The following is an 11,276-nucleotide window of genomic DNA, read 5'->3' as shown; positions in this document are numbered from 1 at the left end:
CAGACCCTGCGCGCCGTCGTCGACTGGTCCTGGGACCTCCTCGACGAGCCCGAACGCACCGTGCTGCGCCGGCTGTCCGTGTTCGCGGGCGGCTGTGACCTCGCCGCCGCCGAGGCCGTGTGCGCCGACCCGTCCTACGACACCGCCGACGTCCTCGGCTCCCTCGTCGACAAATCCCTCGTCGTCGCCGCCCCCGGACCCGACGGCTCCGGCATGCGCTACCGCCTCCTGGAGACCGTCGCCGAGTACGCCGCCGAGCGCCTCGCCACCGCCGAGGGCGACCGCGAGCACACCGAGCGCCGCCACCTCGTCCACTACCGCGAACTGGCCCGCACCAACGAGCCGCTGCTCCGCGGCCACGGGCAGGGGGCCGCCACCGAGCGCCTCGTCACCGAGTACGAGAACATCCGTACCGCCCTGCGCCGCGCGGTGGCCGCCCGCGACGCCGACGAGGTGCTGTGCCTCGTCCACTCCCTGGGCTGGTACTGGCACATGCACGACCTGGCCACCGAGTCCCGGCACTGGTCCGCGGCGGCCGCCGCGCTCGGCCCCAACCCCTTCGCACCGCCCACCGCCCCCGCCGAGCCCGTCTACCAGCGGATCGTCGACACGCCCCCGCCGTACACCGGCGAACTGCTCACCGAGGCCTGGCGCGGCATCCAGCTGATCCGGCTGGCCGCCCGCGACCAGAACAGCGACACCTGGGACACCCCCGAGGTCCGTGCCCAGATCGAGGGCGTGCTCGCCGCCTACCGGCCCGGGCTGCCGCAGACCTGCCGGTCGCCCTCCTTCCTCTGGATCTACGCCGTCATGATCGCGGGCGACCCCCGGCTGCTCCAGAGCGTCGTGGACGACACCGTCGAGACCGCCCGGTCCTTCGGCTACCGCTGGGAGCTCGCCTCCGCCCTCCAGCTCCGCGCCAACGTCCTCGCCAACCGGGCGGACTGGGCCGGCGACGCCTCCCGCGACGCCGAGGAGAGCCTGGACCTCTTCCGCGAGCTCGGCGACGACTGGGGCTGCGCCGAGGCGCTGTCGGCGCGCGCCGAGTCCCGGGAGAAGCGCGGCATGTACGCGCTGGCCGCCGAGGACTTCCGGGCGGCCATCGAGCACGCCGAACGCCTGGGCGCCAAGGCCCAGGTGACGGTGTTGCGCGTACGGATGGCCGGGACGCTGGTCGAGAACGGGGAGGCCGAGGAGGCCGAGGCGATCCTCACCGAGATCACGGCGAGGTGGCAGGGGTACGGCAACGAGGCCATGCCGGCCGCCCGGATGTTCCTCGCGAACCTCCTCGGCCGCACCGGCCGGATCACCGAGGCCCGCGCCCAGCTCCAGGCGCTGCGCGAGGACTTCGCGCTCGGTGCGTACGCCGTCTTCGACGTGTTCCTGCTCGCCACGATGGGCTGGCTGGACAACCGGGACGGCCAGTACGCGCAGGCGCTGGTGCGGATCCGCGAGGCCACGAACCGGGTCCGGGACCCGCTGGTGATGATGGTCGCCCCGCAGCTGCCCGCCGTGTACCTGCTGACCGGAGCCGTCTCCCTGGTCTCGCTCGGCGGTCCGCGGCGCGCGTACGACGCCGTCCGGCTGCTCGGCGCCTACCGCACCCACCTGCCGCCCGGGCACTTCCCGATCACCATCGAACGGGAGGACGGCGCCCTCGTCGAGGAGATGGGGCGGGCGGCGCTCGGCGACGCGGCCTTCGAGAAGGCGTACGCCGAAGGCGGCGGCCTCACCATGGAGGAGGCCACCGCCCTCATCTGACCCGGCCCCCGGCCGGTGCCCGCCCGGGACGCGATCCGGAGTGGACCGGCCCGCGGGTCAGGTCTTCTGGCGGAACTTGCGCACCGCGAGCGGCATGGTGACCGCCGTGATGGCGACCGACCAGGCCAGGGTCATCCACACCGAGTCGCCCACGGGCGTCCCGTTGATCAGGGCCCGGGCCGCGTCGGCCAGGTTGGACAGCGGGTTGTAGTCCGTGAAGGTCTGCAGCCAGCCGGGCATGGTGGACGGCATGGCGAAGATGGAGCTGCCGAACTGGAGCGGCATGAGGACCATCATGGCCATGCCCTGGACAGCCTGCGCGGAGCTCAGGGTGAGACCCAGCAGGATGAAGATCCACATGAGCGAGGCGCCGAAGACGACCGACAGGCCGATGGACAGGAACAGGTCCAGGATCGAGCCCTTGATCGACAGGCCCAGGATGAAGCCCATGCCCAGCAGGATCGTGATCGCGACGAGCATCCGGCCGATCTCGACGACGATCTTGGCGAGGAGTACGGACGACCGGGCGATCGGCATGGACCGGAAGCGGTCCATCACGCCCTTCTTGAAGTCGTCGTTGACCCCGGTGCCCACCGCCATGGCGATGTTCATGCCCATCATGGCCATCAGGCCCGGGACCAGGTAGCTGACGTACTCGCCCTGGTTGCCCTTGCCGGAGACGGCGCCGCCGAACACGAACACGAACAGCAGCGTGAAGATGACCGGCATGAACAGGACGTCGAACATCGACTCGGGGTCCTGCTTGATCTGGAGGGCGTTGCGGCGCACCAGGGCGCCGATGTGCCGCAGATTGGCCCGCAGGCCGATCCGGCCCTCGCCGGGGTACGCGGCCACCGAGGCCGGACCGGGCGCGGTGGGCGCGGGCTTCGTCGTGGTTACGGTGCTCATGCCGCGACCTCCTCGGTCTTCTCGGTGGGAACGGAGTCCTCGACGACGGTGGGCTTCTGGCCGGTGATGGCCAGGAACACCTCGTCGAGGCTGGGCAGGTAGGTGCCGAGGTCGGCGATCGCGTACCCGCGGGCGGCCAGCAGGCCGACCACGGCGGTCAGCTGCTCGTCGCTCAGGATCGGGACCAGCAGCACGCCCTCGTCCGGCACGGCTTGGGCGCCGGCCACGCCGTCCAGTCCGGCCTCGGCCAGCGCGCGGGCCATGCCCGGCAGATCGGCGGAGGCGACGGGGCGGATCTTCAGGGTGCGGCCGCCGACGCGGGCCTTCAGCTCGTCGACCTTGCCGTTGGCGATGACCTTGCCGCGGTCGATGACCGTCAGCTCGCTGGCGAGCTGCTCGGCCTCCTCCATGTACTGGGTGGTGAGCAGCACGGTGGCGCCCTCGGCGACCAGCCGCTGGACCTCGTCCCACACCTCGTTGCGGGTGCGCGGGTCGAGACCGGTGGTCGGCTCGTCCAGGTAGAGCACGGCCGGGTTGCCGATCAGGGAGGCGGCGAGGTCGAGCCGGCGGCGCATGCCGCCGGAGTAGTTCATGGCGGCCTTCTTGGCCGCCTCGGTCAGGGAGAACCGCTCCAGCATCTCGTCCGCGCGGCGCCGGGCGTCCTTGCGGGAGAGGTCGAGCAGCCGCCCGATCATGTAGAGGTTCTCCCAGCCGGAGAGCTTCTCGTCGACCGAGGCGTACTGGCCGGTGAGGCCTATGGTGCGGCGCAGCTGCCGCGGCTGGCGGACCACGTCGAACCCGGCGACGACGGCCGTGCCGGCGTCGGGGGTGACGAGGGTGGAGAGGCAGCGGACGAGGGTGGTCTTGCCGGCTCCGTTGGGTCCGAGGACTCCGAGGACCGTGCCCTCGCGGACGTCCAGGTCCACGCCGTCGAGTGCTTTGGTCTCGCCGTAGTGCTTGACCAGCCCCCGTACCTCCACGGCGTTGGGCTTCGTGTTGTTTCGCGTCATGTCCACCATGGGACCACCCGCCACTGACAAAGCACCGACAGCCGACCGACAGCCCGCCGACGAGCAGCCGACGGACCGGCGGCGGAGCGGCGGCGGACACGCGACGGCCCGCCGGCGAAGGATCGCCGGCGGGCCGTCGCGGCCGTTCACCGGATCAGTGGAAGGCGTGCTCCGCCTGCGGGAACGTTCCGCCGACCACGTCCTCGGCGAAGGCCTTCGCCGCGTCGCCCATGGTCGCGCGGAGGTTCGCGTACTGCTTCACGAACCGCGGCAGCTTCCCGCCGGTCAGGCCCATCATGTCGGTCCACACCAGCACCTGGGCGTCGCACTCCGAGCCCGCGCCGATGCCGACCGTCGGGATGTGCAGGGACCGGGTGACCTCGGCGGCCAGCTCGGCCGGGACGAGCTCCAGCACCACCGCGAAGGCACCCGCGTCCTGCGCCGCCTTCGCGTCGCGCAGCAGCTGGTGCGCGGCCTCGTCGCCGCGGCCCTGCACCCGGTAGCCCATGGCGTTGACCGACTGCGGGGTCAGGCCCAGGTGGGACATGACGGGGATGCCGGACTGCACGATCAGCTCGGTCTGGGCCAGCGAGCGCTCGCCGCCCTCCAGCTTCACCGCTCCGACCCCGGCCTCCTTCACGAGACGGGTGGCACTGCGCAGCGCCTGCACGGCGCCTTCCTGGTACGAGCCGAACGGCATGTCGCCGATGACCAGGGCGCGGCTCGTGCCCCGTACGACGGCCGCCGAGAGCATGGTCATCTGGTCCATCGTCACCGGGACGGTGGAGTCGTAGCCGAGGTGGCAATTGCCCATGGAGTCGCCGACGAGGATGACCGGGATGCCGGACTCGTCGAAGACGGACGCGGTCATGGCGTCGTAGGCGGTGAGCATGGGCCACTTCTCGCCGCGTTCCTTGGCGAGCGTCAGGTCGCGGACGGTGATGCGCCGGGTGCCCGTGCCTCCGTACAGGGTGGGGGAGGCCGCTGATGCGGGTTCGCGGGCAGGCGAAACGGCATGCGTCATTGCAACTGCTCCTTGTGTCATCTCGAGGCGCCCTCACGGCGTCCCCGGACTCACCCACCATGGTGGCATCCGTGGGGCCGAAGGCGGAAGTGGTGTGGGGGTAAGCCCGGCGCGCGGGATCCAATGTGCGCGTTTCGTGACAAGCGGAACCCCGTGCGCACGGCCGTTCGTCCTCCCGGACGTACGGCCGCGACGGACGGTCGTGACGTACGACACGGAAGGCTCCGTGCATCGCCTAGGGTCAAGGGGCGGGGACGGAGCGCGAGCACGGCAGTGAGGGCAGTGGCATGGCACAGGCGTACATGACGGAATCGGGGAACGGCGGCTCGGAGCCCGAGCCCTCCGGATCCCGCTTCCGGCGCCGGCTGGCCGAACTGCGCCGGGACCCCGGGATCTGGCGGCGGGGATGGGTGCTCGCCGCGATCTCCCTGCTGATCGCGCTGGTGATGATCTTCCACGCGGAGCTGCCCAACGACGTGGGCAACCTCGGCAGCCTCACCGAGACCTTCCTGCCCTGGCTGGGCCTGGCCGTCCCGCTCCTGCTGGCCGGCGCCGTCTTCCGCAGGTCCGCGACGGCGCTCATCGCGCTCGTGCTGACCGGCGCGGTCTGGGTGAACCTCTTCGGCGGGCTGGTCACCGACAAGTCCGGCTCCGGCGGCAACCTCGTGGTCGCCACCCACAACGTCGACGCCGACAACCCCGACCCGGGCGGCACCGCCGAGTCCGTGGCCAGGTCCGGGGCCGACGTGCTGGCCCTGACCGAGCTCAAGGGGAGCGTCGTCCCCGTCTACGAGAAGGCCCTCGCGGGCACGTACAAGTACCACTCGGTCGAGGGCACGGTCGGCCTCTGGAGCAAGTACCCGCTGAGCGCGAGCGCGCCCGTCGACATCAGGATGGGCTGGACCCGGGCCATGCGCGCCACCGTCGACACCCCGCACGGCAAGGTCGCGGCCTTCGTCGCGCACCTGCCCTCGGTCCGGGTCAAGCTGAAGGCCGGCTTCACCGCGAACCAGCGCGACGACAGCGCCGACGCGCTGGGCGCCGCCCTCGCCGCCGAACCGCTGAAGAAGGTCATCCTGCTCGGCGACCTCAACGGCACCATGAACGACCGCGCCCTGTCCGAGGTCACCTCGCAGATGCGCTCCACCCAGGGCGCGGCGGGCGACGGCTTCGGCTTCAGCTGGCCGGCGCAGTTCCCGATGGCCCGGATCGACCAGATCATGGTCCGCGGGATCCGGCCGGAGGCCTCCTGGACCCTGCCGCGCACGGGCAGCGACCACCTTCCGGTCGCCGCCCGGGTCACGGTCAAGCCCTGACGCACACGGCTGCCAGGCACGGGTGCCGGGCACGGCCTGCGTGCCCGGCAGCCGTGCGCGGTGGCTCGCCGCCCGCGGCGGTTACGCCTGCTCGCGCCAGCCGTTGGTGATGGGCAGCCGGCGGTCCTTGCCGAAGCCCTTCGCGGAGATCTTCGTGCCCGGCGGGTACTGGCGGCGCTTGTACTCCGCCGTGTCCACCATCCGCAGGGTCCTGGCGACCAGCTCGCGGTCGAAGCCGGCCTCCACGATGGCCTCCATGCCCTGGTCGCGGTCCACGTACAGGGCGAGGATCGCGTCGAGCACCGGGTAGTCCGGGAGCGAGTCCGTGTCCACCTGGCCCGGGCGCAGTTCGGCGCTCGGCGGCTTCACGATGGAGTTCTCCGGGATCGGCGGGGTCTCGCCGCGCTCGGCGGCGGCCCGGTTGCGGTACTGGGCGAGCCGGAAGACGTCCGTCTTGTAGACGTCCTTGATCGGGCCGTACGCGCCCACCGAGTCGCCGTAGAGGGTGGAGTAGCCGACGGCCAGCTCCGACTTGTTGCCCGGGGCCAGCACGATGTGGCCCTCCTGGTTGGAGACCGCCATCAGCATGGTGCCGCGCAGCCGGGACTGCAGGTTCTCCTCGGCCAGGCCGGTGAGGCCGAGCGAGCCCATGTACGCGTCGAACATCGGCTCGATCGGCACGGTCCGGAAGTTCAGGCCGGTCCGCTCGGCCAGGTCGGCCGCGTCCCCCTTGGAGTGGTCCGAGGAGTACTTCGAGGGCATCGAGACGCCGTACACGTTCTGGGCGCCGATCGCGTCGCAGGCGATGGCGGCGACGAGCGCGGAGTCGATGCCTCCGGAGAGTCCGATCAGGACGGAGCGGAATCCGTTCTTCTTGACGTACGCGCGCAGTCCCACGACCAGCGCGTCGTAGACCTCCTCGTCGTCGTCGAGGCGGTCGGCGTAACCGCCGGTGACGACGGGCTCGTACGCCTCCACGGGTTCCTCGGACAGGATCACGCGGTCGATGCGCAGTCCGTCGTCCACCACGCCCTCGGGGGCGTCGGCGCGCGCGGCGGGCAGGTCGAGGTCGACCAGGACGCAGCCCTCGGAGAACTGCGGGGCGCGGGCGATGACCTCGCCGTCGGCGTCGACGACGATCGAGTCGCCGTCGAAGACCAGCTCGTCCTGGCCGCCGATCATCGCCAGGTAGGCGAGGGTGCAGCCGGCCTCCTGGGCCCGCTTCCGGACCAGTTCGAGGCGCAGGTCGTCCTTGTTGCGCTCGTACGGGGAGGCGTTGACCGAGATCAGCAGTCCGGCCCCGGCGGAGCGGGTGGCCGGGACCCGGCCGCCCTCCTGCCAGAGGTCCTCGCAGATGGCCAGGGCCACGTCGACGCCGCGGACCCGGATCACCGGCTGGGTGTCGCCCGGCACGAAGTACCGGAACTCGTCGAACACCCCGTAGTTGGGCAGGTGGTGCTTGGCGAAGCGCAGGACGACCTGCCCGCGGTGCAGCACGGCCGCCGCGTTCTCGGGGGAACCGGCCGGCTTGCCCAGCCGGGGTACGGCCTTCTCGGTGCGGTCGAGGTAACCGACGACCACCGGCAACTCGCCGAGGCCCTCGGCCGCCAGCCGCTGCGCGAGCTCGCGCAGCGCGGCGCGGGAGGCCTCGACGAAGGAGCCGCGCAGGGCGAGGTCCTCGACGGGGTACCCGGTCAGCATCATCTCCGGGAACGCCACCAGGTGGGCACCCTGCTCGGCGGAGTGCCGGGTCCAGTGGACGACCGAGTCGGTGTTGGCGGCGATGTTGCCGACGTGCGAGTCGATCTGATTCAGAGCGAGGCGTAGTTGAGGCACGGGGCCCAGTCTAATCGTCTTTCTGACGCGATGTCCTGGGCCCCGGCCATCCGGTGTGCCGGAGTCAGCCGACCGAACCGCTGAACTTCGCGTGGGGCAGCAGGATTCCGGGCGAGATGTCGGCGCTGATGCGCTCGGTGCCCTCCGGGACTTCGAAGGCCACGACCCCGCTCGCGGACTCGCCCGGCAGGATGTCGCCCTTGATCATCTTCGGGACGTCGCCGTCGAAGACGAGCTTGGCGGTCATCCCGTTCGCGTCGCGGACGTTGGGCATCGCGTAGATGACGTTGTGCGTGGCGGACGAGCCGTTGGTGATGGTGAGCGTCATCTCCACCGCGTTGCCCACCTTGGAGTACTTGTTCTTCGTGACGTACTTCTTCGGCGCCGAGAGGCTCACCTTGAGGCCGTTCGGGTAGGTGACGGTCTCGCCGAACGGCACCGCGCTGCTCAGGCCCGGGACCTGGGAGGGCGACGGGGACGCGGACGGCCAGGGCTCATCGCTGGGGTAGAGCCCCTCCAGGTCCAGCTCGTCCTCGTCAATGTCGATCCCGTGCTCGTAGCGGCTGGAGCCGTCGTCGAGGACGGTGGCCGTGAAGTAGAGGCCCGCGCCGGAGGCGGCGAGGCCGAGCACGCCGAGGACGGTGCCGACGACGGACATCGTCTTGTTCGGGGCGCCCTTGCCGGCGCGGACGATCCCGCCGATGCCGAGGCCGATGGCGACGAAGGCCAGCAGGGTGCCCGCCCAGAAGAAGAAGGGCAGGAGGCCGACCAGGACGGCGAAGGAGGCGACGATCACGGCGGCGACGGCCAGGCCGTTGGTGGTCGGGGGGCCCTGCGGGTAACCGGCGTACGGGACTCCGCCGAAGCCGGGCTGTCCCCACGCGGGGGCGGGCCCGCCCCAGGCGGGGGCCGGTCCGCCGGGGACGGTCGGCGGGCCCGGAACCGGGGTGGGCGGGGCGAACGACGAGGGGCCGGGGGCTCCCGGGGTGCCGAAGGCCGCGGGGTCGGCCGGTGCTGTCGGTGCCTGGGGGGTGGACGGGGCCGCGGGTGCCTGGGGGGCCGAGGGGTCGGGTGTGGCCCACGGGTCTGCGGGGGCGGGCGCAGGGACAGTTGCGGGGGTGACGGGCGCGTCGGCGGGGGCCGGGGCCGTGTCGGCGAGGGTCGGGGCCGGGGGCGTGTCGGCAGCGGCCGGGGCCTCGGGCGTTCCGGCGTCGGCCGGGGCCTCGGGGGTCTCGGGGGCCGCCGGACTCTCCGGTGCTGCTGCTGCCGGGGACTTCTCGAGCGACAGCGGCTGTGCGGGGGCTTCCGCGGTCTCCGGGGGCTCGGGGGCCGCCGGGGCCGGGGTCTTGTCGAGCGACAGCGGCTGTGCGGGTGCGGACGGCGCCGGTATGGAGGCAGCCTCGGGCATCGGGGTGCCCGCCGGCTCCGCGGGCGGGCCGGGAGGGGTGCTGGGCGGGTTCGGCGTGGTGCTCATACCGGCGGGGGCGTCCTTTTGTCGCAGCTGCTGTGATCACCGCAAGGGTGCCACGACCGCGGCTCGCGCCCGTCCGTATTTCCGGCCTGGTCCCGGACCGGCCTGGTCCCGGACCGGACCCGGACCCGGGCCGGCCCGCCGAGGGGCCGGCCCGGGACCGTACGGCCGCCGCCTACAGCTGGTAGCCCAGCACCGTCATCATTCCGGACTCCGAGTGGTAGACGTTGTGGCAATGGACCATCCACAGCCCGGGGTTGTCCGCGTCGAAGTCCGCCGTCAGCCTCCCGCCCGGCAGGACGATCGCGGTGTCCTTGCGTGCCCCGCCGCCCTCTCCGGCCAGCGCGAAGGTGTGGCCGTGCAAGTGCAGCGGGTGCCACATCGGCGTCGCGTTGCGGAACTCCAGCCGGACCCGCTCGCCCGCCTTCACCGGGTGCCGCTGGTCCGGTGTGTACGGCTTGCCGTCGAAGGCCCAGTTGTACCGGGTCATGGAGCCGGTCAAGCGGATCTGCACCGTCCGGTCCGGCTCGCGCGGGGCCAGTACGGCCGCACCGGCGGCCCTGAACGAGTCCGCGGACGGCGGCGGCACGTCCAGTTCGGCCGGCCGGGTCGCGGCCGTGGGCGCCGTACCCGTCCCGGTGCGCAGCACCGCCAGTGCGGACTGCCCCTTGCCCTCGGCCAGCGCGGTGAGCGGGAACACCCCGTCCTCGGCGGTGACGAGGACGTCGTACCGCTCGCCCATGCCCAGCAGCAGTGAGCCCGCCTTCGTGTGCTCCACCGGGTAGCCGTCGGTATGGGTGACCGTCAGCTCGTGGCCGCCGAGGGCGATCCGGAAGGCGGTGTCCCCGCCGGCGTTGATGATGCGCAGCCGGATCCGGTCCCCCGGGCGGGCGGTGAAGACCGACGGGTCCTCCGCCACCCGGCCGTTGATCAGGTAGCAGGGGTAGGCGACGTCGCCCGCGTCCTTGCCGAGGATGTCGCTGTCGGCGCCCATGAGGAGGTGGGAGCGGCCGCCGGTGCCGGCGGCCCCGGGAGCGGACGGGGTGGCCGGCGCGCCGTGCCCGGCGTGGCCTCCGCCGCCCCCGCCCCCACCCCTGTTCCCGTCCCCGTTCATGCCCTTGCGGAGCTCGGCGAGGACGGCGTCCGGGGTGGCGCCGTCCACTCCGTCGATCCAGTCGTCCAGGACCACCACCCACTCCTTGTCGTAGGAGAGGGGCTCCTTCGGGTCCTCGATGATGAGCGGGGCGTAGAGGCCGCGGTCCTGCTGGACCCCGGTGTGGGGGTGGAACCAGTACGTCCCCGGCTGGGCGACGGCGAACTTGTACGTGAAGGATCCGCCCGGGGCGATGTCCCGCTGGGTCAGCCCCGGGACCCCGTCCATGTCGTTGCGCAGCGCGAGGCCGTGCCAGTGCAGGGAGGTGGCCTCGGGGAGGTTGTTGGCCAGGGTGAGGGAGAGGGTGCCGCCGGCGGTGGCCCGGATCTCCTGGCCCGGCAGCTTGTCCCCGTACGCCCAGGAGCGGACGGTCCGCCCGGCGCCGAGGTCGAGCGGGGTGGCGGTGGCGGTGACCTTGGCCTCGGTGAGCGGGCCGGTGGCCTTGCGCGCCGCCTCGGCGGCGCGGACCTCGGGTCCGGCCGGGTCCACGTACCCCTCGGGGCCGTCGGCGGCGGAGCCGCCGTGGTTCATGGAGCCGTGGCCCGGGCCCGAGGAGCGGGAGGAGGAGCCGGAGCAGGCGGCGAGCAGTCCGGAGCCGGCGAGGGCCGCGGATGCGCCGAGCACGGCGCGACGGGTGGGAAGAGAGCGCATGGGAGCACCTCGTGGGTCTGGTGGTACGGATTCATGGGCGCGGTTCGGCGCCGCCTCGCGGGCGTACGGGTGTGCATGCGTACGGGCAACCGGGCACGCGGGCGTGCGGGCATGCGGGGAGTGGGGCACCGCGGCATGCGGATGT

8 protein-coding genes are annotated in these 11,276 nt (G+C 72.5%); 2 read left to right on the top strand and 6 right to left on the bottom strand.

Features of this window, described 5'->3' with window-relative positions; translation table 11 throughout:
- Positions 1–1,761 (top strand): hypothetical protein (locus tag AB0D29_RS29115; RefSeq protein ID WP_362858305.1); only part of this gene is annotated, 1,761 nt, incomplete at its 5' end.
- 57 nt (positions 1,762–1,818) lie between these two features.
- Here the strand turns inward: AB0D29_RS29115 and AB0D29_RS29110 are convergent.
- From AB0D29_RS29110 to panB, 3 genes are all read right to left on the bottom strand, one after another.
- Positions 1,819–2,670 carry an ABC transporter permease gene (locus tag AB0D29_RS29110; RefSeq protein WP_362858303.1) on the bottom strand — a complete coding sequence of 284 codons (852 nt, stop codon included), beginning with the start codon at positions 2,668–2,670 and terminating at the stop codon, positions 1,819–1,821.
- Positions 2,667–3,689 (bottom strand): ATP-binding cassette domain-containing protein, encoded by a 1,023-nt coding sequence (locus AB0D29_RS29105; protein WP_362858301.1) that lies wholly within the window; start codon positions 3,687–3,689, stop codon positions 2,667–2,669. Before AB0D29_RS29105 ends, AB0D29_RS29110 begins: the two co-directional genes overlap by 4 nt.
- Positions 3,690–3,834: 145 nt before the next feature.
- On the bottom strand, positions 3,835–4,704 hold the full coding sequence (gene panB, locus AB0D29_RS29100) for a 3-methyl-2-oxobutanoate hydroxymethyltransferase (RefSeq protein WP_362858299.1): 870 nt from the start codon (positions 4,702–4,704) through the stop codon (positions 3,835–3,837).
- Between the two features lie 287 nt (positions 4,705–4,991).
- Between panB and AB0D29_RS29095 the strand changes: the two genes are divergently transcribed.
- Positions 4,992–6,020, top strand: a complete 1,029-nt coding sequence (locus AB0D29_RS29095) for an endonuclease/exonuclease/phosphatase family protein (RefSeq protein WP_362858298.1) — start codon at positions 4,992–4,994, stop codon at positions 6,018–6,020.
- Between the two features lie 81 nt (positions 6,021–6,101).
- Here AB0D29_RS29095 and AB0D29_RS29090 read toward each other — a convergent pair whose 3' ends face one another.
- The 3 genes from AB0D29_RS29090 to AB0D29_RS29080 all read right to left on the bottom strand — a co-directional run bounded on the left by AB0D29_RS29090 (position 6,102) and on the right by AB0D29_RS29080 (position 11,131).
- Positions 6,102–7,856, bottom strand: coding sequence for an NAD+ synthase (locus AB0D29_RS29090; RefSeq protein WP_362858296.1), 1,755 nt, complete (start codon positions 7,854–7,856; stop codon positions 6,102–6,104).
- 64 nt (positions 7,857–7,920) lie between these two features.
- Positions 7,921–9,330, bottom strand: coding sequence for a DUF4352 domain-containing protein (locus AB0D29_RS29085; protein WP_362858294.1), 1,410 nt, complete (start codon positions 9,328–9,330; stop codon positions 7,921–7,923).
- Positions 9,331–9,502: 172 nt separating this feature from the next.
- A complete protein-coding gene (locus AB0D29_RS29080) occupies positions 9,503–11,131 on the bottom strand; it encodes a multicopper oxidase family protein (protein WP_362858293.1) in 1,629 nt (542 codons plus the stop codon).
- Positions 11,132–11,276 lie beyond the last annotated feature (145 nt).

Origin of the sequence: Streptomyces sp. NPDC048424, from assembly GCF_040651555.1 — a bacterium.
In the GTDB taxonomy this organism is placed as follows: domain Bacteria; phylum Actinomycetota; class Actinomycetes; order Streptomycetales; family Streptomycetaceae; genus Streptomyces.
The sequence above is the reverse complement of the archived record's forward strand: the minus strand, read 5'-3'. Positions and strand labels throughout refer to the sequence as shown.